We start from the raw sequence: 26,267 nt of genomic DNA, 5'->3' as shown, positions 1-26,267 counted from the left end.
GGTGATGCAGGTCATCTCGCGGCTGCGGGAGGCGGGTGGCGGGGAGCTGGCGCTGCGGAGCGTGTTCGAGACGCCGACGCTCGCCGAGCTGGCGCTGCTGGTTGATCAGGCGATGGCGCCGAGCGAGCGCCGCCGCCTGCCACCGATCGCACGGGTGGCGCGCGACGGCCCGCTGCCGCTCTCGTTTGCTCAGGAGCGCCTGTGGTTCGTCGAACAGCTCGACACGACCACCTCACCGTACACCATGTCCACGGTGCTACGGCTCAGGGGAGCGCTCGACGTCGCTGCGCTGGAGCAGAGCTTCAATCTGCTGATCCAGCGGCATGAGACGCTTCGTACCACCTTTGTGGTCGATGAAAGCGGCCCGGTGCAGGTGATTTCGCCAGCGCGGTCCCTGCCGCTGCGACTGATCGATCTGCCGTATGACAGCGCGCCGAGCGAATTGGAGCGGTCTATCACTGCCGAGCTGCGCGCGCCGTTTAATCTCGCCACGGGGCCGCTGCTGCGTCTTACGCTGCTCCGCCAGGCTCCCCGTGAGCATATCCTGGTGCTCGCGCTGCATCATCTGATCGCCGATGGCTGGTCGATCACGGTGTTTGTTCGTGAGCTGGCTACGCTGTACGAAGCGTTCTCCAGCGGCCAGCCCTCGCTGCTTCCCGAACTGCCGGTGCAGTATGCCGATTTCGCAGTCTGGCAGCGCAGCGCGATCCACACGACCATCCATGCCGAGCAGCTTGCCTACTGGCGGCAGCAGTTGGGCGGAGTGCCCTCTGGGCCTGGCACCCCCGCGCCGCCGCTGGAGCTGCCGCTCGACTATCCGCGACCGCCGCTCCAAACCTTCCGGGGTGCTCAACTGCCGGTGCGGACCGATCCGACGACGACCGCCGCGCTGCATGCGCTCAGTCGTCGGCACGACGCTTCGCTGTTCATGACCCTGCTGACGGCGTTCAACGTCTTGCTCCACCGCTACAGCGGCCAGACCGACATCCTGGTTGGCACGCCGGTTGCCAGCCGCAGCCAGCGCGAGACTGAGAGCCTGATCGGGCTGCTGATCAATATCCTGGTGCTGCGGACCGACGTGAGCGGCGATCCTCGGCTGGACGAGCTGCTGGCGCGCGTGCGTGAGGTCTGCTTGCAGGCCTACGCGAACCAGGACGTACCCTTTGAGCAGGTTGTCGATGCGGTCCAGCCGACACGCGATCTCAGCCGCAGCCCACTCTTCCAGGTGGCCTTCTTCTGGCAGGACGCGCCCGCCGTCATGCCCGCGCTGGCGGATGTCGAGATCGAGCCGCTGCCGATCGCGACCGATACTGCCGAGTTTGAGCTGACGCTGAGCCTCAGCGAGACGGGCGACGGTATTGAGGGCTTTGTCGAGTACAACTGCGATCTCTATGAGGCCGCGACGATCGCGCGGCTGGTCGGGCATTATGAGACGCTGCTCCGGGCGATCGTCGCCGATCCTACCCGGCGGCTGAGCCGCCTGCCGTTGCTGAGCGCCGCCGAGCGGCACACGCTGCTACATAGCTGGAATGCAACGAGCCTGCCGCTGCCCGACGCCTGCATCCATGAGCTGATTGTCGCTCAGGCCGCGCGCACGCCCGATGCGGTCGCGCTGGTCCATGAGGCAGCCACGCTGAGCTACGCCGAGCTGTCGTCGCGGGCCGCTCGGCTGGCGGCGCTGCTCCAGGCATCCGGCGTCGGGCCGGATACGCGGGTTGGGATCTGCCTGCCGCGCACACCGGATCTGGTCGTCGCGCTGCTGGCCGTGCTCCAGGCGGGCGGCTGCTACCTGCCGCTCGACCCGACCTATCCGCAGGAGCGGCTGCACTTCATGCTTCAGGACGCGCACGCGATGGTCGTGCTGACGACGACACAGCTTCAGGCCAGGCTCGGCCAGACCGAGGCGCAGATCATCTGCCTCGACGCCGATCCCTGGCTGCCGTCGGCTGGAGATGTGTCGGGGAGCGCTGTCACGCCCGATCACCTGGCCTATGTGATCTACACCTCCGGCTCGACGGGACGACCGAAAGGCGTGCTGGTGACGCATCGCAACGTCGTCAACTTCTTTGCGGGCATGGACCAGCGCATCGGCGCAGACGCGCCAGGTACCTGGCTGGCGCTTACCAGCGTCTCGTTCGACATCTCCGTGCTGGAGCTGCTCTGGACGCTCGCGCGTGGCTTCAAGGTGGTCCTGCACGACGAGCGCAGCCAGACATTCGAGGCGCAGATGTCGTCTCGCGTGCTGGAAACTAGGCCGATCGATTTCAGCCTGTTCTACTTCGCCAGCGCCAACCACGCCGACGCCGACATCTACCGTCTGCTCCTTGAGGGCGCGCAGTTCGCCGACCAGCACGGCTTCACGGCGGTCTGGACTCCCGAACGGCATTTTCATACCTTCGGCGGCCTGTATCCGAATCCCTCGGTGATGAGCGCGGCGCTGGCGACCTTGACCCGGCGCATCCAGATCCGCGCAGGCAGCGTCGTCCTGCCGCTCCACAACCCGATCCGGGTGGCCGAGGAGTGGGCCATCGTCGATAATCTATCGCGCGGTCGCATCGGTATGTCCTTCGCGTCGGGCTGGCATGCCGACGATTTCGTTTTTGCGCCTGAGCGCTACGCCGACCGCAAGCAGGCCATGCTGGATGGCATCGCGACGGTACGCAAGCTCTGGCGCGGCGAGACGATGCCGTTTCAGGGCGGCGCTGGCAATCCCGTCCAGGTGAGTATCTTGCCGCGTCCCATCCAGCCGGATCTGCCGGTGTGGCTAACGGCAGCGAGCAATCCTGAAACCTTTCGTATCGCGGGCGAGATCGGAGCCAACGTGCTGACTCACCTGCTCGGCCAGAGCGTGGAGGAGCTGGCGGAAAAGATCGCGCTCTATCGCCGGGCATGGCGCGAGGCCGGGCACGTCGGCAGCGGGCATGTCACGCTGATGATTCATACCTTTGTCGGCGACGATCTCGCTGCCGTCCGCTCCATCGTGCGCGAGCCGTTCCGTGGCTACCTGCGGGATTCGCTCGATCTCCTTGACCAGCTGGCGCGCAGCCTGGGCCTGGATATGCGCGCGGAGCACTTTTCCGCCGCCGACATGGAGTATCTGCTCGACCAGGCTTTCGATCGCTATTTCGAGACGAGCGGCCTGTTCGGCACGCCTGAGAGCTGCATGCGGCAGATCCATCGGCTGAAGGCGAGCGGTGTAGATGAGGTTGCCTGTCTGATCGACTTCGGCGTTGATACCGCGACGGTGCTGGATAGTCTGCAACGGCTCGACGAGCTGCGCCAGCGGAGCAACCCCGCGTCACCTGCCGACCGGCTGGATGACTCGCTGCCCGCGCAGCTCGCACGCCATCAGGTGACGCACCTTCAGTGTACGCCATCGCAGGCCCGCATGCTGCTGTCCGATCATGAAAGCCTGGCCGCCTGGCAATCCGTGCGTATGCTCTTGCTCGGCGGCGAGGCGCTGCCGGTCGATCTGGCAACGCAGGTGCGGGATCAACTCGCCGCCGATCTCTACAACATGTACGGGCCGACCGAGACGACGATCTGGTCGACGACTCATCGCGTCGAGACGATCAACGGGAGCATCCCGCTGGGACGGCCAATCGCCAATACTCAGATCTATATCCTCGACCAGCGGCTCCAGCCGGTGCCGATCGGCGTGCCGGGCGAGATCTACATCGGCGGCCTGGGCGTTGTGCGCGGCTACCTCAATCGTCCCGCGCTGACCGCCGAGCGCTTCCTCCCCGATCCGTTCGGTGCGGTCGCGGGCGCGCGGCTCTACCGCACGGGCGATCTGGCGCGCTACCGCGCCGACGGCGCGATCGACTTCCTCGGTCGCAGCGATCAGCAGGTCAAGCTGCGCGGCTACCGCATCGAGCCGGGCGAGATCGAGGCCGCGCTGCTTGAGCATCCCGCGATTCAGCAGGCGGCGGTGATCGCCCGCGCCGACGAGGAGCAGCGGCTGGTCGCCTACCTTGTCCCGTCGGAGCCGACCGTCGCGCCGCTCACGCCGGTGCTCAGCCCAGACGAGCAGGCGCGGCTGCTGAACGGACGAGCGACGTTCATGCTGCCAAACGGCATGCCGATCGTCCACTTCAGCGATCTTCAGGCGTCGACTGGCTACCGCGAAGTCATCGAAGAGGGGAGCTATCTCAAATACGGCATTCAGATCCCGCCCGGCGGCTGCGTCTTTGATGTCGGCGCGAACGTCGGTTTTTTCTCGCTCTTCGCCAGCCAGCGCCGCCCTGACATCAGCATCTACGCCTTCGAGCCGATCCCGCCGACCTTCGCCGCCTTGCAGCTTAACGTGGCGCTCTACGGCTTGAACGTCCAGGCGTTTCCTGTGGGCCTCGGCGCGCAGCGCGAGACGGCGACGTTCACGTTCTACCCGGCCATGGCTGGCGTCTCCGGGCGCTACGCCGATCTGGATCAGGATAAGCTCACCACTAAGGCGATCATCCTCAACGATCGCGGCTATACCAGCGCCCATCAGATCGATCCAACCCTCGGCGAGGCTGAGCTGGACGAGATCCTGGAGATGCAGTTCCAGAGCGAGACGTATACCTGCGAGCTGCGGACGCTGTCTGAGATGATTCAGGAGTGCGATGTCGCGCAGATCGATCTGCTGAAGATCGATGTGGAGCGCGCCGAGGTGGACGTGCTGCGCGGTCTGCGCGATGAAGATTGGGCCAAAATCAAGCAGATCGTGCTCGAAGTCGATACCCGCGAGAATCTGGCGCAGATCGTCGCGCTGCTCGAACAGCACGAGTTCCATCTGATGGTCGATGATTTTGTGGTGATTCCGCCCGACGAGCGACAGCCCGGTGTGTATATCTATATGGTCTACGCCAGCCGCGCGCCGCTTCAGGCCGCGCAGGATCGCAACGGGCATGGCGACATGTCGCTGTCGACGAGCGATCTCCGCGAGTTTCTGACGGCCCGCCTGCCGGAGTATATGATCCCGACGACGTTTGTCACGCTTTCGGCGCTGCCGCTCACGGCCAACGGCAAGCTCGATCGCAGAGCGCTGCCTGAGCCGAGCGTCAGCCGTCCCGCGCTGGCAGTGCGCTATGTCGCGCCGCGCAACGATCTGGAGCAGCGCATCGCCGCAGTGTGGCAGGAGTTGCTTCAGCTCGACCATGTGGGCATCCACGATAACTTTTTCGAGCTGGGCGGCACGTCGCTGCTGCTCGTTCAGGCGCGCACAAAGCTGCGCGCCGCGCTCGACCGCGATGTCTCTTTGGTTGAACTCTTCCAGTATCCGACGATCAACGTGCTGGCCCAACATCTGAGCGCAGCGCCCACGCAGCAGCCAGCCGCGTCCGCGATGGACAAAGTTCGCCAACAAGCCGAGCGACAAAAGCAGGCCCGCCAGCAAAAACGGTCCATGCGCAGGAGTAACTCATAGCATGAGCGACGCAGCAACGCAGCCCGATCTCGACGGCATCGCGATCATTGGAATGGCCGGGCGCTTCCCAGGAGCCAGGAATATCAGGCAATTCTGGGAAAATCTCTGCGGCGGCGTTGAGTCGCTGACCTGGCTGGCGGATGACGAGATCGAGTCGCCGCCGTCCACCACGAGCACGCTCAAGTATGTCAACGCGGCGGCGGTCCTCGACGCTATCGAGCAGTTCGACGCGGCCTTCTTCGGCTTCAATCCGCGCGAGGCCGAGATGATGGACCCGCAGCATCGGCTGTTTCTGGAGGCGGCCTGGGAAGCGCTGGAAGATGCGGGCTACGATCCGAACACCTACGACGGCTCGATCGGGGTGTTTGCCAGCACGCAGATGAGCACCTATCTGCTCGCGAATCTGCTGCCGAACCGACCGCTCGTTGAGTCGATGGGCGCTCTGGCGCTGCGCATCGCCAACGACCGCGATTTCCTGCCGACGCGCGTCTCCTACAAGCTGAACCTGCGCGGGCCGAGCATGACCGTCGTCACGGCCTGCTCCAGCTCGCTGGTCGCGACGCATCTGGCCTGTCAGAGCTTGCTGGACTACCAGAGCGATATGGTGCTGGTCGGCGGCGTGGCGGTCAACGTCCCCCAGAGGAGCGGCTATGTCTACCAGGAGGGCGGCCTGTTCTCGCCCGACGGTCACTGCCGCGCCTTCGACGCCGATGCGCAGGGCACCTTCACCGGCAACGGCCTTGGTATCGTCGTGCTCAAGCGGCTGGAGGAAGCGCTGAACGACGGCGATCAGATCTATGCCGTGATCAAAGGCTCGGCGATCAACAACGATGGATCGAGCAAGGTGGGCTACACCGCGCCCAGCGTGGACGGCCAGGCCGGGGTGATTCTGGCTGCGCAGATCGTCGCCGATGTCGATCCGAGGACGATCGGCTACATCGAGACGCACGGCGCGGGCACGCCGCTGGGCGATCCGATCGAGATCGCCGCGCTGACTCAGGCCTTTCGCGTCAACACCGAGGCGACCGGCTTCTGCGCGATCGGCTCGGTCAAAACCAACGTCGGCCATCTCGACTCGGCGGCGGGCGTTACGGGGCTGATCAAGGCGATCCTCGCGCTCAAACATCGGCAGATTCCGCCAAGCCTGAACTGCGCGCAGCCCAATCCGGCGATCGATTTTCCCAGCACGCCCTTCTATGTCAATACGGAGCTGCGCGCATGGGAGGCCGACGACGCGCCGCGCCGCGCTGGCGTGAGCTCCTTCGGCGTCGGCGGCACCAACGCGCATGTGATCCTCGAAGAAGCGCCGCCGATCGAGCCATCGGACCCGGCGCGGCCCTGGCAGGTGCTTGTGATCTCGGCCAGGACCGCCACCGCGCTGCACAGCGCCGGCGAGCAACTGCTGGCCTACCTCCGCGAGCATCCCGCCGCCAATCTGGCCGACGTCGCCTATACGCTTCAGGTCGGGCGGCGGTCCTTCGACCATCGTCAAATGCTGGTCTGCCGCGATACCGCCGATGCGATCGATGCGCTGACATCCCGCGATCCAGCCCGGCTGGTGCAGCAGGTGAGCGAAGCCCGCCGCCTGCCGATCGCCTTTATGTTTGCCGGCCTGGGCGATCACTATCTCGACATGGGCCTTGAGCTCTACCAGGCCGCGCCGGTCTTTCGCGAGACGATCGATCGCTGCGCGGCGCTGCTCAAGCCTGAGCTGGGGCTCGACCTGCGCGAGGTTCTGTATCCGCGCGGCACGGCTGCTCAGCCGAAGCTGCCCACGAGCACGCCCGGCGCTGCCGCTCAGCCATTTGATGTAAGCCAGCTCCTCAACCGCGAGCCGACACCGATCGACACGGCGGCCCTGCGGCTCAACCGTACCGATCTGGCGCAGCCGATCCTCTTCGCGCTGGAGTACGCGCTGGCGCAGCAGTGGATCGCCTGGGGCGTCGAGCCGCAGGCGCTGATCGGCCATAGCCTGGGCGAGTACGTCGCCGCGACGCTCGCCGGTGTCTTCGCGCTGCCTGATGCGCTGCGCGTGGTCGCCGCGCGCGCCCGGCTGATCCAGTCGTTGCCCGGCGCTGCCATGCTCACGGTGATGCTCTCGGAGCACGATCTTCAGCCCTATCTGGGGCCGGATCTCGCGCTGGCGGCGGTCAACAGTCCGCTCGTCTGTGTTGTCGCGGGCGATCAGGCTGCGGTCGATGCGCTGGAGCAGCAGCTCTACGACGAGGGGATCGGCTGCCGCCGCCTGTCAGCGTCGCATGCCTTCCACTCGCATCTGATGGAGCCGATCCTCGAACGGTTTGTCCATATGCTGCGCGGCATGCCGCTGCAAGCGCCGGAGATTCCATTCGTCTCGAACGTGACCGGCACCTGGATCACCGCCGAGGAAGCGACCAGCCCGCGCTACTGGGCGCGGCATCTGCGGCAGACGGTGCGGTTTGCCGATGGCGTTCGGCTGCTCTGGAGCGAGCCGGGGCGGATTCTGATCGAAGTCGGGCCGGGACAGTCGCTCAGCAGCATGGCCCGGCAGCAGCCCAAGCAGCGCAAGACTGACCAGCGGCTCGCGCTGCCGACGCTGCGGACATCCAATGATCCGATGCCCGACCGAGCGATGATCTTGAGCACGTTCGGCAAGCTCTGGCTGGCCGGTGTGCCCGTCGATTGGGCGGCCTTGTACCGCGACGAGCGGCGACAACGGCTCGCGCTGCCGACGTATCCCTTCGAGCGCCAGCGCTACTGGCTGGACCCGCCGCGCGCCGATCAGCCGTGGACGCTGCCGCTCGCGCCCGACCAGGCTGCTGCGCCGACGGACTGGGTTTCCGTTCCATTCTGGCGCGAGGCGCTGCCGTCTGAGCTGCGGGCATCGGCGCTGGCTTCCGATCAAGCCGCCCCCTGGCTGGTCGTGGCTGATCCTGATTCCGAATCGCTGCCGCTGAGTCGGGCGCTGATCGAGTCGCTGAGCAGCCAGGGCCAGACCGTCCACAGCATGTCGTCGGCTGATACGCGCGCGTGGCTCGACTCTGCTCCTCCGCCAGCCTCGATCATCTATTTCTGGAACGCGCAGCCCGCAGCGCTGGATAGCGCGCTCGACCATCTCCACCGGTTCGCGCAGCGGCTCGCTGAGCGCGCGCCGTCCGATCCGGTGCGGCTGGCAGTTGTCACGACTCAGCTCCATGACATCCTCGGCGAGACATCGATCGATCCGGCCAGCGCCGGGCTTCACGGCCTGTGCGCCGGGCTCAATGCCGCCTACCCACGCATCCAGGCACGCACCATCGACATCGCAGCGGTAGCGCCGGAGGCTCGCGCGCTGCAACGCCAGGCTCGCCTGCTGCTCGGCGAGCTGATGCAGCCCACGACTTCGGCGGTCGCTTACCGTGGTGGGAAGCGCTGGCTCCTGAGCTACGAGCCTGCTGCGCTCGACGATCTGAGCGATGGAGCGGGCGGCTTGCGGCAGGGTGGCGTCTACCTGCTGACCGGCGACGTGGAGCAGATCGGCGCGGAATTTGTGGAGGGCCTCGTCCAGCGCTGGAGCGCGCGGGTTGCGCTGGTTGTGCCGCCGAGTGTGGCCGATGGCGCGATGCTCCAGCAGCTTTCCCCGCTGATCGAGCGTCGGGCCGCTGTGGTACTGCTGGCGGACCAGGCCGATCCGGAACAGATGCAGGCGGCGCTTGCTCAGGCCGAGCAGCGCTATGGTCGGCTGGATGGCTGGCTCTACGGCGCGCATTCGGGCGCTGACAGCCAGGAGCGCCAGCTCAACCACACCCTCTGGCGCAGGATGCTGGCGGAGCTGACCGTCGTCGCGCAGCTCTGCGCCGGTCTTGCGCTCGATACCGTCGTGGTCTGCGCGCCGCTTGCCGATCGCCTGGGCGGGCAAGGGCTCAGCGCCGCGATCGGCAGCGCCGTGCTGGATGCGTTCGTCCGGCAGCAGGGGAGCAGCTCGACAGCCTGGCTCAGCATCTACTGGGACGCGCCCGACGATACCACGCCGGGCCGGTCTATGGCCGAGCACATCGCCGTGTTTGATCGTATCCTGCGGCACGGCTCGATCGGCCTGGTCCTGGTTTCACCGCCTCAAGATGATACCCCAGGCGCGGCGTCGTCCGGCACGGCTGCACAGGCGGTTGAGATTGCCCATGCCCGACCGGAGCTTTCCGCCGGCTACGTCGCGCCGCGCAATGCCACGGAAGCGATGATTGTCGCGATCTGGGAGGAATTGCTGGGCATTTCACCGATCGGCGTCTACGATGATTTTTTTGAGCTCGGCGGTCACTCGCTCCTGGCGACACGTCTGCTCGGACGGCTGCACGAGCGGCTGCGCGTCGAGCTGCCACTGAACAGCCTGTTTGTCGCGCCGACGGTTGCCAGGCTGTCGGAGCAGATCGCCGTCGCGCTGGCTCCTGCGGCGGAGCCGGAGACAATACCGCCTGCGCCGCGCGACCAGCCGCTGCCGCTCTCGTTCGCGCAGCAGCGGCTCTGGCTACTGCACCAGATCGATCCGCATGATGTCTCGTACAACATGCCCTTTGCGGTGCGAGTCAGCGGCCCGCTGGACGTGGCTGTGCTGGCGCGCTCCATCCAGACGATCGTTGAGCGGCACGAAACGCTGCGCACCACCTTCGTCGTAGGCGGTCCCGATCTGGAGGATCAGCCGCAGCAGCAGATTGCTCCCGCTCAGGCGATCACGCTGATCCAGCATGATCTGAGCGGGCTGTCGGCCACGGCTCAGCAAAACGCCCTTCAGCCGATCATCGTGGAAACAGCGCGCCAGCCCTTCGATCTGCGCTCCGGCCCACTCCTTCGCGTCGGCCTGGTGCGGCTGAGCGCCGAGGAGCACGTTGTCTATCTGGTTATGCACCATATCATCTCGGATGGCTGGTCGATGGGCGTGTTCGTCCGAGAGCTGCTTCGCCTGTATGAGCTGTTTCGCGCCGATGAGCATCCAGAGCAATCCCGGCTACCGGCGCTGCCGGTGCAGTACGCGGACTACGCGCTGTGGCAGCGCGCGTGGCTGCGCGATGCGCGGCTGGCGGAGCAACTGGCCTACTGGACACGGCAGCTCGACCCGCTGCCGCCTGTGCTGGCGCTCCCCACCGATCGCCCGCGTCCGCCGATCAAAACCCATGCCGGACGGCACTATCCCATAGCGCTGGACGCGGCGCTAACCGGCGAGCTCAAGCAGCTCAGCCAGCGCCAGGGTGTTACCCTCTACATGACACTGCTGGCGGCGTTCCTGGTGCTGCTTCAGCGCTGGACCGGACAGCACGACCTCGTGGTCGGTGCGCCGATCGCCGGACGGAGCCGCCCGGAGCTGGAAGGGCTGATCGGCTTTTTCGTCAACACGCTCGTGCTGCGCACCGACCTCGGCGGCAACCCGGCCTTCGTCGATCTGCTCCAGCGCGTGCGCGACACCACGCTCGGCGCGTACGCGCATCAAGATCTGCCCTTTGAGCGATTGGTTGAAGAGCTGCGCCTGGAGCGCGATCTGAGCTACACCCCGCTGGTCCAGGTTATGTGTGCGCTGCAAAATACGCCGTTCACCGTGCTGGAGTCGACCGAGCTAACGATGACGCCGGTCGAGTTCGATCAGGGCATTGCCCAGTTCGATCTGATGCTGGCGCTCACCGAGCGAGCCGATCGGCTGGTCGGTATCTTCGAGTACAACACTGATCTGTTCGAGGCCGCGACGATCGCGCGTATGGCGGGGCAGTTTCAAACGCTGCTGGAAGCGCTGCTCGCTGACCCGCACGGTCGTCTGAGCGATCTTTCGATCGTCCCGGCTGCCGAGCGTCAGCAGATGGTTGTCGACTGGAACCGCTCCGAGGCCGAGTATCCGCGCGCTGCCGCCGTGCATACGCTGATCGAGGCGCAGGCGGTGCGCACGCCCGACGTACCCGCGATCGTCTTCGCGGGCGCGGCGCTGACGTATGCCGAGCTGAACACGCGGGCGAATCAGCTCGCGCACTACCTGCGGGCGCAGGGCGTCGGTCCCGATGTGCTGGTCGCGCTGTGTGTCGAGCGCTCGCTGGAGATGATCGTCGGCATGCTGGCGATCCTCAAGGCGGGCGGCGCGTACCTGCCGCTCGATCCGGCCTATCCCCAGGAGCGCCTTCAGTACATGCTGTCGCACAGCCGCTCCCCGGTGCTCCTGACCCAGGCCGCGCTGGTCGAACGTTTACCGGAGCATCCGGCGCAGGTCTTCCGCCTGGATGTCGACTGGCCGCTGCTGTCCGATCAGCCGACCACTAACCCGGCGCGCGTGGTCTTGCCCGATCACCTGGCCTACCTGATCTTCACGTCGGGCTCGACCGGACGACCAAAGGGCGTGATGGTCACGCAGCGCGGCCTGATCAACCTCGTCCACGGCCTGCGCGCCTACTTCGCCGATCCGCAAGTGCAGCACACCGGGCTGATCACCTCGATCAGCTTCGACATTTCGGTCAACCAGATCTTCCCGACGCTGATCTTTGGGCGGACGCTACACATCATCCCCGATCCGGTCAAACTCGACAGCCGCGCCCTGCTGCGCTACCTCGACGACCACCAGCTCCATTTGTTGGATTCTGTGCCGTCGTATCTGCACGCGGTGCTGAACGAGGTCGCCCCGGAGCAGCCGCCGAACGCGCTGCGCTATCTGCTGATCGGCGGCGAGAAGCTCGAACAGCGCTTGCTGGAGGCGGTCTTCGGCCAGCTTGGGCCGCAGGTTGAGGTCGTCAACATCTACGGTCTGACCGAGATCAGCGACATCAACGCGCTGGGAATCATTCGCGCGCATGATCTTGGGCAGCCGATCACGGTCGGGAAGCCCTTGCAGAACAACCGGATCTACATCCTCGACCAGCACCACCAGCCGCAGCCGGTCGGGATTGCGGGCGAGGTCTGCGTTGCGGGCGCGAGCGTGTCGCGCGGCTACCTGTACCGCCCGGATCTCACGGCGGAGCGCTTCGTGTCGTGTCCGTTCGAGGATGGGCAGATCATGGTTCGCACCGGCGATCTTGGCCGCTGGCTCCCCGACGGCACGATCGAGATCCTGGGGCGGATTGACCAGCAGGTGAAGATCCGAGGCTTCCGCATCGAGCCGGGCGAGATCGAGGCGGTATTAGCGTCTCATCCACATATCCGCGAGTGCGCCGTGGTAGCGCGCGAGGATGGAGCAGGCGATCAACGGCTGGTAGCGTACGTCGTGACAAACAAAGACGCCGGGCGCCAGGCCCAAAGGGCACCCGGAACAGCGAACAGCACAGCCACGGACTCCGGTTCTCGGTTGTCGGTTCTCGGTGCTGCCGCCTTGCGCGCGCACGTAGGCGCGTTCCTGCCCGACTACATGATCCCATCCGCGTTTGTGGTGCTTGACGCGCTGCCGAGGACGCCCAACGGCAAGCTCGACCGCAAGACGCTGCCCGCGCCCGATCTTGGCCGCTCATCGCAAGGTGCGGGGTTTGTCGCCCCCAGCACGCCGACCGAGGAACTGCTGGCCGGAATCTGGACGCGACTCCTGGATGTTTCTCAGGTGAGCATCGATGATAACTTCTTTGAGCTGGGCGGTCATTCCCTGCTCGCAACACGGGTCGTCTCGCGGTTGCGGGAAACATTCCAGGTCGACCTTTCGCTGCGGACGCTCTTTGAAGCGCCGACGATTGCGACCCTGGCGCGACAGATCGACATAGCCCGCCGCAGGAGCGAGGGTGGCGCTTGGGCACAGCCGTTGCCGCCGCTCACCCCACAGCCCCGCCCGGATGAGCTGCCGCTCTCCTTCGCGCAGCAGCGGCTCTGGCTGCTCGATCAGATCAATCCCGGCAGCCCCGGCTACAACATTCCGGCTGCGATCCGGCTACGCGGACGGCTTGACGAGGTGGCGCTGGCCGCAAGCTTCACTGCCGTTGTGGCCCGGCATGAGGCGCTGCGCACGACGTTTGCCAGGACGTACAGCGGCCAGGCCCGGCAGATCATCGGCGATCCCGCTCCGTGTCACCTGACTGTCATTGATCTTCAACATCTGAATGCCAGCCTGCGCGAGGTTGAAGTGCAGGCGCGAGCACAGGCCGAGGCGGCGCAGCCCTTCGATCTTAGCCGGGGTCCGCTGCTGCGTACAACGCTGCTGCGGCTTGAGCCAGAGGTGTATGTGCTGCTGATCACGATGCATCATATCGTCTCGGATGGCTGGTCGATCGGCGTCTTGATCGGCGAGGTGGCGGCGCATTACGCGGAGATCCTGAGCGGAGCAGCGCAGGTGGAGCAGGATACTTCGGTCGACGGGTCGCTCCCGCTGCCGGTGCAGTACGCGGACTACGCGCTGTGGCAGCGCGCGTGGCTGCGCGATGCGCGGCTGGCGGAGCAACTGGCCTACTGGACACGGCAGCTCGACCCGCTGCCGCCCGTGCTGGCGCTCCCCACCGATCGCCCGCGCCCATCGATCCAGACCTTCCACGGTCGGCTTGAGCGGTTCCAGATTGACCCGCCGCTCGTGGACGCCCTCAAGCAATTGGGCCATCAGCACGGAGCGACGCTGTACATGACGCTGCTGGCGGCGTTCCAAACCCTGCTCTTCCGGTACACCCGGCAAACGGACATCGTCGTCGGCTCTCCGATCGCCGGACGGACTCATGCCGCGCTGGAAGGGCTGATCGGCTTGTTCGTCAACACGCTGGTGCTGCGCACCGACCTCGGCGGCAGCCCGGCCTTCGTCGATCTGCTGCGGCGCGTGCGGGATACCACGCTCGGCGCGTACGCGCATCAAGATCTGCCCTTTGAGCTGCTCATGGAAACGCTGCATCCGGAGCGCGACCTGAGCCACCACCCGCTCTTCCAGGTGATGTTCGTGCTTCAGAATACGCCGCTGCCGACGCTGCACCTGGACGATCTGAGCCTGGAGCCGATCACCTTCGATCCGGGTATCGCCAAGTTCGATCTGACGCTCAACCTGGCGGAGACGACCGACGGCCTGGCTGCCAGCTTCGAGTACAACACGGATCTGTTCGACGGCGCGACGATCGAGCGCATGGCGCGGCATTTCCAGACGCTCCTGCAACGCATTGTCGACAGGCCGGAGCAGCCGATCACTGCGCTTCCGCTGCTGGATGTGGCCGAGCGCCAGCAAGTCCTGGCCTGGAAGCGTACGCCGCCGCGCTACGCCGCCGCTGAGTGCCTGCCGACGCTGTTCGCCGCGCAAGCCGCGCGCACCCCTGAGGCAATCGCGGCGGTCTTTGAGGATCAGCAGATGACCTACGCCGCCCTGGATCGACGCGCCGACCAGCTTGCGCACTATTTGCGCGCGCTGGGCGTCGGCGGGTGCCCGCTGGGCGAGGTCTGCGTCGGCCTCTGCGTCGATCCGTCTCTGGACGTGCTGGTCGGGATACTGGGCATTCTCAAGGCCGGTGGCGCGTACGTGCCGCTTGATCCGGCCTATCCCCGCGAGCGGCTGGCCTTTATGCTGGCGGATAGCCGCAGCCGCGTGCTGCTCACGCAGCGGCACCTGCTGGCGACGCTTCCCGAACATCACGGCCATACGGTGTGTCTGGATCAGGCTTGGCCGGAGATTGCGCGGCATGCTACCACCGATCGATCCACAGCGGTCGATCCCGATCAGCTTGCGTATGTGATCTATACCTCAGGCTCGACGGGAGCGCCAAAGGGTGTGATGGTTTCGCATCGCGGGCTGTCCAGCTATCTCCAGTGGGCGGTCGATGTGTATCGCGTGGCCGAGGGCGTGGGCGCGCCGGTTCACTCATCGCTGGGCTTTGATCTCACTGTCACCAGTCTGTTGACGCCGCTGCTCTGTGGCCGCAGCGTGTGGCTCTTGCCGCAGGCGGCACACGTCGAATCGCTGACCGCCGCGCTCAACGCCGGTCCAGGGTACAGCATCGTCAAGGCCACTCCCGCGCACCTGGATCTGCTACGTCATACGCTGGCCGACGACACGCTTAACGGCCAGACGCGCGCGCTAGTGATTGGCGGCGAGGCGCTGCGCTACGATACTGTTGATTTCTGGCGTACGCACGCGCCCGGCACCCGGCTGATCAACGAGTATGGCCCGACCGAAGCGGTCGTCGGCTGCTGCATCTACGAGGTCGCTCCCGACGATCCGCGCGGCGGCATGGTGCCGATCGGTCGTCCGACCGCCAACACGCAGATCGCTATCCTTGATCCACACGGCGAGCCGGTGCCGATCGGCGTGGCTGGCGAGATCTACCTGGGAGGCGCGCAACTGGCGCGGGGCTATCTCAATCGCCCGGCGCTCACCGCCGAGACGTTTGTGCCCGATCCGTTCGGCGTCGATCCGGGCGCGCGCCTGTATCGCACGGGCGACCTTGCGCGCTATCTGCCTGATGGAACGATCGAGTACCTGGGCCGCAGCGACCAGCAGATCAAGCTGCATGGCTATCGCATCGAGCCAGGCGAGATCGAGGCCGTGCTGCGCCAGCATGAGGCTGTGCGCGAGGCGGCGGTCGTGGTGCGCGAGGAGCGCGGCGCGAAGCGGCTGGTGGCGTACGTGGTGCCGAACGAGAACCAAGAACTAAGAACTGAGAACCAAGAAGCTGAGCCGGACGGTTCTTGGTTCTTGGTTCTTGGTTCTTTCCTCCGCGAACGTCTGCCCGCCTACATGGTGCCGAGCGCGTTCGTCGTGCTTGATGCGCTGCCGCTCACGCCCAACGGCAAGCTCGATCTCCGAGCGCTGCCCGCTCCCAGCAGCGTGCGGCCAGAGCCGGGCAGCGCCGTTGTCGCGCCGCGCACGCCCACCGAGCAAGCGCTGGTGGCGATCTGGCAGGAGGTGCTGGGCCGCACGCCGATCGGCATTCATGATACCTTCTTCGCGCTTGGCGGCGATTCGATCCGCAGCATTGCGGTGGTTGCGGCGGCTCAGCGCGCGGGCCTGATGCTGACGGTGCAGCAGATCTTCCAGCACCAGACGATTGCCGCGCTCGCGCCGCTGGCACGCGCCGGTCGGAGCGAGGAGCTGCTGCCGCCTGCGCCATTCAGCCTGATCAGCCGCGCCGATCGCGACCGTCTGCCCGCCTCGGTCGAAGATGCCTACCCGCTGACACAGCTCCAGATGGGCATGCTGTTCCATAGCCAGTACCATCCTGAGGCCAGCGTCTATCACACTATTTATAGCTACCAGCTCCACGGCCCGTTCGACAAGGAGGTCTTTGCCCAGGTGGCGCAGGAGGTCGTCGATCGGCACGCAGTGATCCGTACTGCCTTCGAGATCGAGCAGTATCAGGAGCCGTTGCAGTTGGTCTATCGTCAGGTGCCGGTCCTGGTGCTGGAAACTGATCTCCGATCGTTTGACGAGCAGGCGCAGGAAGCTGCGCTGGATGCCTGGATGGAGCAGGAGCGGCGGCGAGCGTTCGACTGGAGCGAGCCGCCGCTGGCGCGTTTCTATCTGCACCGCCGCGCCGCCGAGCGCTTCCATTTCAGCTTTAGCTTTCACCACGCCATTCTGGACGGCTGGAGCGTGGCGCTGCTGCTGACCGAGCTTTTCCAGCAGTATATGGCGCGGCTCCACGGCACGCCGCTCATGGTCGAGCCGCTTCAAACACACTTCGGCTCCTTTGTGGCTCTTGAGCGAGCGGCGCGCGAGTCGGCAGAGCAGCAGGCGTTTTGGTCCGAGGCGCTGCGGCAGCGACCGACGCTGAGCCTACCGCTGGCCGCGACGCCACAGCCCTACGCCGGGCCGCGCCAGACGTTGATCGAGGCTGAGGTCGCCGAGGCGCTGCGGCGGCTTGCATCCGAGATCGGCGTGCCGCTGCGCAGCGTGCTCCTGATGGCCCATCTCGCGGTGCTGCGACTGATCGGCGGGGAGCGCACGGTGATCACCGGCCTGGTGACGAACGGACGGCCTGAGACTCCCGACGGCGAGCGGCTGCTTGGGCTTTTCCTGAACAGCGTCCCGTTCCAGATGACGGTCGATCGGCGGAGCTGGCGCGAGCTGATCCGGGCGACTTTCGCCGCCGAGCAGCAGTTGCTTCCATTCCGGCGCTATCCTCTGGCCCAGATGCAGCGCGACCTGAGCGGCCAGCCCTTGTTCGATGTGCTGTTTAACTTCGTTCACTTCCATGCCTACCAGCAGCTTCAGCATATTCCTGGCCTGAAGGTCGTCGACCAGCGTGGCTTCGTCAAGACGAACTTCGCGCTGAATGTTACCTTTAGCGTGAGCGTGGACACCACCGAGATCTCTCTGGAGCTGGACTATGATGTACGACTTGGCGCGGCACAGGCCGATCGGCTGATCGGCCTCTACCTTAAGCTGCTCAAAACGATCGTCGCGCAGCCCGATCGCGGCTATAGCGCCGCAGCGCTGCTATCACAGGCCGAGCATGAGCGGCTGCTCGGAAGCTCCGCGTGCGGCTGGTCCGCGCCCAGTATCGCCGACTCGGCGCACCAGTATGTGCATGCGCTGGTTGCCGCGCAGGTTGAGCGCGCGCCGGATTCCGTCTCCGTGATCTGCGATGATGCTTCCTTGAGCTACGCTGAGCTGGATCGCCGAGCAAACCAGCTCGCGCATATGCTGCAAAGATCTGGCATTGGCCCGGAAAGCCGCGTCGGCGTCTGTCTTGCGCCTTCGCCGGATCTGGTCGTCGTGCTGCTGGCCGTGCTCAAGGCGGGCGGCGTGTACCTGCCGCTCGATCCGAGCTATCCCGCCAGTCGGCTCCAGCTCATGCTCCACGATGCCCAGGCCAGCCTTGTGCTCACGGCGACGGCCTATCAGGCCAGCGTGTCGCAGGGCGGCGCTCCCGTGATCTGTCTTGATCTGATCCGCGAGGAGGTCGCCCGGCTGGCGACGACGCCGGTATCCGTGACCATCAGCCCTGAGCAGCTGGCCTATATCATCTACACGTCGGGATCGACCGGCCAGCCGAAAGGGGTCGGCATCGCTCACGCGGCAGCCGCCGCGCATCTGCACGCCTTTGCCCAAACGCTGCGCCTCTCCGACGCGGATCGGCTGCTGCAATTTGCTGCGCTCGGCTTCGATGTGTCGATCGAGCAGATGCTAGCTCCGCTGGTGGCGGGCGCGGCGGTGATTCTGCGCGGCGATCAGCTCTGGAGCCTGGCAGAGCTGATGCAGCGGATCGTGGCCGATGCGGTGAGCGTGGTCAACCTGCCGACAGCCTACTGGCAACAATGGCTGCACGCCTGGCTCGAGCAGGGCAATCCACGACCGCCCGCTCATCTGCGCCTGATGATCGTCGGCGGCGAGGCACTCCCGGTAGCGGCGGTGCAGCTCTGGCAGACAACCGCGCTCGCGGGCGTTCGGCTGCTCAATGCCTACGGCCCGACGGAAACAACGATCACCGCGACTCTGGCAGCGGTTGGGGCTGAGCGCGCAGGACTCGACGGCGGGAGCGCCATGCCGATTGGTATGCCGCTGCCTGGTCGCACGGCGTATGTGCTGGATGACGATCTGGAGCCGGTGCCGGAGGGCGTGGCGGGTGAGCTCTACCTGGGCGGTGTCGGGATCGCGCGCGGCTACCTTGGCCGCCCCGATCTCACCGCCGAGAAGTTTGTGCCCGACCCGTTCAGCCAGATCCCAGGGGCGCGGCTCTACCGCACCGGCGATCGGGCGCTGGTTGGGGCAGATCGACAGCTTGCGTTCATCGGACGCGCCGACCAGCAGGTGAAGCTGCGCGGCTTTCGGATCGAGCTCGGCGAGATCGAGGCCGCCCTGCGCCGCCATCCCGCCGTGCGCGAGGCGGCGGTCGTGGTGCGGGAAGATACAGCGGGCCAGAAAAGCCTGGTCGCGTACATTGTGGGAGAACAAGAGAACAAGGGAACAACGGAACAAAGGGGCGAGGAACAAAGATTCCGCTCTCCTACCGCAACCGAGGCAGGAGCCTGCCGAGGTTTGGGGAAGGGGGGCCGGGGGGTTGAGGGCCTGCCCCCCGAACTCCGCGCGTTCCTCGGAGCGCGCCTGCCGGAGTACATGGTGCCGAGCGCGTTCGTGGTGCTTGACGCGCTGCCGCTGACGCCCAGCGGCAAGCTCGATCGCACGGCCCTGCCCGCGCCGGAGCAGCGCAGCGATGCGCGTGTGGTCGCGCCGCGCGACACGATCGAGCTGCGGCTGGTGCAGCTCTGGGAGGATCTCCTTGACGTGCGGCCAATCGGCCTGCACGATAGCTTCTTTGAGCTTGGCGGAGACTCGATCCTGGCGGTGCGGCTGATGGCGCAGATCCAGCGATTGTTCGGTCAGCAGATGCCGCTGGCGACGCTCTTTCAGGCGAGGACCATCGAGCAGCTCGCCAGTCTCCTGCGCCAGCGGCCAGCGCGTGAGCCGACCGTGGTGGTGCCGATCCAGCCGCATGGCACACAGCCGCCCTTCTTCTTCGTCCACCCGGTCGGCGGCAACGTGCTGGCCTACGTTGAGCTGGCGCGACAGCTTGGTCGGGATCATCCGCTGTACGGCTTGCAGGCGCTTGGTCTGAGCGATGCGGCGCTGGCCCATACCAGCATCGAGACGATGGCGACCGACTACATCGCTGCGCTGCGAGCGATCCAGCAGCACGGCCCCTACCATCTGGGCGGCTGGTCGTTCGGCGGCGTGGTCGCCTTCGAGATGGCCCGGCAGCTTGGGGCTGCTGGCGAGCACGTGGCCGCGCTGGTGGTGATCGACTCGGACGCTCCCACGGGAGCGGCGGTCGCGCTCGATGATCGGATGCTGCTGGGCGGCTTTGCCCGCGATCTTGGCCTGACGCTGGACTCTACGGTCGAGCTGGCCGACAGCGCTGCGACGCAGGATGATCTGTTCAGCGCGATGTTGGAGCATGCGCAGCGCGGCGGACTCCTCCCGCCGCATCTTGAGCCGAGCGCGCTGCGGCAGCTCTTCGCGGTGTTCAAGAGCAATCTGCTGGCGCTTCAGCGCTATGTGCCACGGCCATACGCCGGATCGATCACGCTCTTCGTCGCCGCCGAGACGCACAGCGTACGCCCCGGCGACCCGCGCTTAGGCTGGGCTGATCTGGCTGGCGGTCTTGTGGTGCATGCGCTGCCCGCCGACCACTACACGATCCTGAAAGCGCCATGTGCCGCGCTCATTGCCGCCGCGCTCCAGCGGGACCGTCCGCCGGATCTGCAAGCAGCGCCCGTTGCAGAGTCGGCCACCTGATCGACCAGGAGCAGCATGAATTCAGTACCGACAAAGAGGACCTATGAACATAGCGACTGTGGGAGTCATCGGCGCAGGGGTTATGGGGCGCGGCGTTGCGCAAGCCCTGGCCCAAACCAACCATCACGTGATTCTGGTGGATGTTGTCGAGTCGGCGTTGGCGCAGGCGGTCCACGAGATTCAACAAAGCCTGCGCTTTAGCGTGTTCTTCCAGCCCAATAGCGAGGCGATCGAGGTTGAGGATGTGCTTGGGCGGATCACGCCGACGACCGACTATGCCGCCCTGAGCGCCGTCGATTTCGTCATCGAAAATGCAACCGAGCGCTGGGAGATTAAGCAGCCGATCTATCAGACGATCGACACGATCTGCCGTGACGATTGCATCTTTGCCGTCAACACGTCGGCGATCTCGATCACGCGACTCGCCTCGCTCACGAAGCGCCCTGCGCGAGTGCTCGGCATGCATTTTATGAATCCGGTGCCGCTCAAGCCGATGGTCGAGGTGATCCGTGGCTTTCACACCTCCGACGCGACGATTGCCACGGCTAAAGCGCTGCTTGCCCAGATGGGTAAGGATGGGATCGTGGTCAACGATGCCGCTGGCTTTGTTACCAACCGGGTCATGATGCTGACCGTGAATGAGGCGATCTTCTTGCTGCACGAGCAGGTGGCGACGGTCGAGGAGATCGACCGGCTATTTAAGCTGTGCTTCGGTCATAAGATGGGGCCGCTGGAAACCGCCGATCTGATCGGATTGGATACTGTGCTGCTGTCGATCGAGGTGCTGTACGAGAGCTTCGGCGATAGCAAATACCGTCCGTGTCCGCTGCTCAAAAAGATGGTCGATGCCGGGCTGTACGGTCGCAAGAGCGGACGCGGCTTCTACAGCTATAGCGAGTAAGCCATACGTCACGGCTGAACTGAGTTCGGGCAATTCTCTTAATCAGGAGCTTCGTATGCAGGATCACTATCGCCAGCCGATTCGCGCGTTTCTGATGCGGCATATGCCGGATTATGATCTCCAGGACAACGAGGATATTTTCGCGACGGGCTTCGTGACCTCCTTGTTCGTGGTCCAGCTGGTACTGTTCATCGAAAAAACCTGTCACATCACGCTCTCCAGGAGCGACCTGAACAACGATAACCTGCGCAGCGTGAACGCAATCATGGCGCTGCTGGATCGCAAGCTCGCGCCGCAGGGCACCGGCCCGACCGCCTAGCGCAGGGAACCACGTTTCAAGTTTCCGATTCTTGGTGCGCCCAGAGGGCGCGTTCTTGGTTCTCGTCGCCAAAGGTTTTGCGCAATGACGCGAGAAAGAGCATCCTATGGACTTTGCCTGGACCAGAGAACAATTGATCCTCAAGGAGTCGATCATCGCGTTCGCCCGCGAGCAGCTCAACGATCGCGTGATCGAGCGCGACCGCGCCGGCGAGTTCGATCGGGAGGCGTGGGACCGCTGCGCCGCCTTCGGTCTGCCTGGATTGACGATTCCTGTGGAGTATGGCGGGCAGGGCTATGATCCACTCACGGCGATGCTGGCGCTCGAAGGCCTCGGCTACGGCTGTACGGATAATGGCCTTGTGTTTGTGCTCAACAACCATCTGTGGAGCTGCGCGATCTCGATCCTGGATTTCGGAACCGAGGCGCAGAAACAGCGCTATCTGCCGCCGATGTGTCGCGGGGAGCTGATCGGCGGGCAGGTGCTCACGGAGCCGGAGTCCGGGTCTGCCGCTTTTACCATGCGGACCACGGCGGCGCGCGATGGGGATGCCTATGTGCTCAATGGCACGAAGACGTTTCTCACGAACGCGCCGATCGGCGATGTGTTCATTGTCTATGCGCGCACAGACGAGGTGCGTGGGGTGCAGGAAGGATTCTCGGCATTCATCGTCACCCGCGACCTGCCTGGTCTATCGCTCACGAAAGAGTGGGAGAAGTCGGGGCTGCGCACTGCGCCAATGGGCCAGCTCACCTTCGACAACTGCCGGGTACCGGCGGAGCGCCTGCTGGGCGCGGAAGGCATGGGCTACAGCGTCTTTCAATCAACGATCGAGTGGGAGCGCAGCTTCTTTTTTGCCAGCCAGGTGGGAGTGATGGAGCGCCTGCTCGATCGATCGATCGACTACGCCCAGCAGCGGCGGCAGGGCGGCAAGCCGATCGGCTCGTTTCAGGCGATCAGCCATAAGCTGGTGGATATGAAGCTGCGCATCGAGCTGGCGAAGCTGCTGCTCTATAAAATCGGCTGGCTCAAGCGCGAGGGACGCCTGGCGTTTCTGGAGGCGTCGCTGGCGAAGCTGTTCATCAGCGAAAGCCATGTGCAGGCCAGCCTGGACGCGATCCAGATTCATGGCGCGCGTGGCTATATGACCGAGTACGAGATCGAGCGTGAGCTACGCGATGCCGTGGCGGGCACGCTCTACGCGGGAACATCCGAGATACAACGAGAGATTATCGCGGGCTTGCTCGGCCTGTGAGCACACGCAGCACGCCAGCGCGTGCCGCTGTCGGCTCCACCGATTCATCTAAAGGATTCCTCCATGCTTCGTCATCGTATCGCGCTGCATCAGCCGTTGGATCGTGAGCAGTGCCAGGAGTTGACCAAACGGCTGTTCTTCGTCTCCGAGCAGATCGTCGCCTTCGAGCTGATCGAGCACGATGAGAAGCTGCTCGCGATCGACATCACCTGCGCGCAGCCAATCGCGGCAGCCGAGCTCGCCGAGAAAATTAATGCGGTTGTTGCCACCGATATTATCGACCAGCGCCTTGTGGAGCAAAAAGTGATCTGGCAGGCCGAGCACAGCCGGTCGATCCACGACGATCTGTACGCGCAGCTTGTCGAGCGCGGCATTGCCGCCGAAGTGGGCGAGGGCCAGGTCTGTGTGGGAGAGCCGTTCATCAAGCTGATGAACTACTTCGACGGGCGGCTCCGCCGGATTGCCCTTGAGGTGCTCGCCGGACAGGAATACCAGTATCCAACGCTGATCCGTACGGACGTTTTGGATCGCTGCGGGTATTTCAACTCGTTTCCGCAGTTCTTGATGTTTGTCACGCGCCTGCATAGCGACATTGATGTGTACCGGACATTTCTGGATCGCTACAAGCAAAGCGGTGATGTTCGCACCTTTGCGCTCGATCTCTGCGGCAACCTGGACTACTGCTTACCGCCCACGATGTGTTTCCATACATACCATCATTTTCGCGACCGTCAGCTTGGGTCCGATCAGCATCTCGTTGTCACCTCACGCGGTAAGTCGTTCCGCTTCGAGTCGCGCTATGCCCATACGCTCGAACGGCTCTGGGACTTTACCATCCGTGAGGTTGTCTTCATCGGCTCGCGCGATTTCGTCCTCGATAGCCGCGAAACCTTCATGCGCCACTGCTTCGAGCTGATCGATGAGCTTCAGCTAAGCGGCTACTGTGAGGTCGCGAACGATCCGTTCTTCTGTAACCAGGATACCGCGGCCAGGATCTGGGCGCAGAAGGTGCTTGAGATGAAATACGAGCTGCGGCTGAAGGTGGCTGCCGATCGTACGATCGCAGTCGGCTCGTTCAACTTCCATGAGGAGTTCTTCGGCGAGAACTTCAACATCCGCAGCGATGCGCAGGGCTGGGCGCGCACCGGCTGCGTAGGCTTTGGCCTGGAACGGCTGGTCTTCGCGTTTCTTTGCCAGTATGGTCTAGACGAGCGAGACTGGCCCGCGACGATCACCGGGGCGCTGCTGCCCCAGGCTGCCACATAGGTGGCCGGTCGACGCGCGATCTCAGCGTCGCAGCGCGGCGATCGTGCCGATCGGGGGTGCTCGTGCCGCCTGGTATGGCACGGCAGACGACAGGCATACATTGACGATCGATGGTCGCTGGCTTATAATCAGCGCACTTGCTTGCTCCAACAAGTCACACTCCCGATCCTCCGCTCGTCCATGAATGTACGAAGTCTGAGGGTTGCGAGTGTGTTTTGGGGATGCGCTGTCAGGGATCTTCAGTCACATCAGACGATACGTTTCTTCCTGATCTGCTAGAACACCTCTTTGTTCTTCCCCACCAGGCGTCCGCGTGCCGTGCTCCTGAAGCACGGGCGCGTTCAACACGATCAGTTGCGGCGTTGTAGCACGGTGGTGCTGTTTCGCGGCGACTCTCGCAACGAGAAGGCGATCCGCGGAAGCATGTACTCAGATGCCTCGCTTGGCTGGCAGCGCTGAATGCGCCTGATCCGTAACATCCCGCGACGAAGGTAGAATGCATGAATGATCTGGCGAAACGGTTAGCGGCATTATCCCCCCAAAAGCGACACCTGTTGATCCAGAAGATCCGCCAGTCCGGGGTGGACTTCAACATATTTCCTGCGTCATTCGCGCAGCAGCGTTTGTGGTTTTTGCATCACCTGGCGCCTGCCCTCTATACGATTCAGGGCTTGCTCCACCTGCATGGTCGGCTTCAGATTGCTGCGCTGAGGCACAGCCTGACGGCGCTGATTGAGCGGCATGAGGCATTGCGCACGACGTTCCTGGCGCTTGACGGACAGCCATTCCAGGTGATTCAGCCGCCGCAGCCGCTCGCTCCGGCGCTCGTCGATCTGCAAGACGTGCCAGCAGCCGAGCGTGATGCCCTGCTAGCGCAGCGCTGCCAGGCCGCGATCGAGCAGCCATTTGACATAAGTGATGGCCCGCTGCTGAGAGTGGTCTTGTTTCGCCTCGCCCCCGATCGGCACGCGCTGCTGGTCGTGCTCCACCACGCGATCGCCGATGGCTGGTCGCTCGATATTTTTGTGCGCGAGCTGGCAGCGCTGTATCAGGCATCGGTCACGGATACTCCGGCAGATCTGCCGCCGCTGCCAATTCAATATGCCGATGTGGCGCGCTGGCAGCACGATCTCCTGCAACCTGCCGTCCTCGATCCGCTGCTGGCGTACTGGCGGCAGCAGTTGCATGCGCCGCTGCCAGTGCTGGCGCTGCCGACCGATCGACCGCGTCCGCCCTCCGAAGCCAGCGCGGGCGCGCAGCACGAGCTGTCGATCGCGCCGACGCTCAACGCAGCGCTTCACGATCTCAGCCGCCGCGAAGGCGTCACCTTGTTTATGACGCTGCTGGCAGCCTTCCAGGTTGTGCTCCATCGCTACACGGGCCAGGCTGATCTGATTGTGGGCTCGCCGGTCGCGGGTCGTACACGCGCCGAGACAGAGGGCTTGATCGGCTGTTTTATCAATACGCTGCCACTGCGGATGGACCTGTCGGGCAATCCCACCTTCCGCGAACTCCTCGCGCGCGTGCGGGCCTTGTGTCTGGCGGCGTACCAGCATCAGGATCTTCCATTCGAGAAGCTGGTCGAGGATCTTCAGCTTACGCGCGGCCTCGGCGATACGCCCGTGTTCCAGGTCATGTTCGCGCTGCGCCAGCAATCCCAGGCGCTGGTGCGGCTGCCCGATCTCACGATGACCGCCGAGGCGCTGCACAACGGGACCGCCAAGTTCGAGCTAACGCTGGATCTCGTGGAGACGCCTGCCGGACTGAGCGGCTGGATCGAGTACAGCACCGATCTGTTCGACGCCGCGACGATCGCGCGCATGGCCGGGCATTACCAGACGATCCTTGAGCAGATCGTCGCCGCGCCGCAGCCGCGCATTGCCGCGCTGCCGCTGCTGACGCCGGCCGAGCACCAGCAGCTCCGCGCCTGGCAGGGGCCGCACGCCGCCTATCCCGTCGCCGCCACCCTCCCCGCCCGCTTCGCGGCCATCGCCGCCCGCACGCCCCACGCCATCGCCC

7 protein-coding genes are annotated in these 26,267 nt (G+C 64.9%); all 7 read left to right on the top strand.

What is annotated here, in order from left to right:
* The coding region (locus tag VFZ66_12570; GenBank protein ID HEX6290022.1) for a MupA/Atu3671 family FMN-dependent luciferase-like monooxygenase at positions 1–5,407 on the top strand (5,407 nt) is incomplete at its 5' end.
* Position 5,408: 1 nt separating this feature from the next.
* On the top strand, positions 5,409–20,507 hold the full coding sequence (locus VFZ66_12565; protein HEX6290021.1) for an amino acid adenylation domain-containing protein: 15,099 nt from the start codon (positions 5,409–5,411) through the stop codon (positions 20,505–20,507).
* A 43-nt stretch (positions 20,508–20,550) separates the two neighbouring features.
* Entirely contained in the window at positions 20,551–21,408 is an 858-nt protein-coding gene (locus VFZ66_12560; GenBank protein HEX6290020.1) for a 3-hydroxyacyl-CoA dehydrogenase NAD-binding domain-containing protein, read from the top strand.
* 55 nt (positions 21,409–21,463) lie between these two features.
* Positions 21,464–21,727, top strand: a complete 264-nt coding sequence (locus tag VFZ66_12555) for an acyl carrier protein (GenBank protein HEX6290019.1) — start codon at positions 21,464–21,466, stop codon at positions 21,725–21,727.
* 106 nt (positions 21,728–21,833) lie between these two features.
* The gene (locus VFZ66_12550; protein HEX6290018.1) at positions 21,834–22,982 is read left to right on the top strand and encodes an acyl-CoA dehydrogenase family protein; all 1,149 of its coding nucleotides are present in this window, start codon (positions 21,834–21,836) and stop codon (positions 22,980–22,982) included.
* Between the two features lie 63 nt (positions 22,983–23,045).
* Positions 23,046–24,248 (top strand): hypothetical protein, encoded by a 1,203-nt coding sequence (locus VFZ66_12545; GenBank protein ID HEX6290017.1) that lies wholly within the window; start codon positions 23,046–23,048, stop codon positions 24,246–24,248.
* Between the two features lie 500 nt (positions 24,249–24,748).
* Positions 24,749–26,267, top strand: a 1,519-nt coding sequence (locus VFZ66_12540; protein ID HEX6290016.1) for a condensation domain-containing protein, incomplete at its 3' end; no start/stop codon positions are given.

The sequence above is a fragment of the Herpetosiphonaceae bacterium genome (assembly GCA_036374795.1).
In the GTDB taxonomy this organism is placed as follows: Bacteria; Chloroflexota; Chloroflexia; order Chloroflexales; family Kallotenuaceae; genus LB3-1.
The sequence above is the reverse complement of the archived record's forward strand: the minus strand, read 5'-3'. Positions and strand labels throughout refer to the sequence as shown.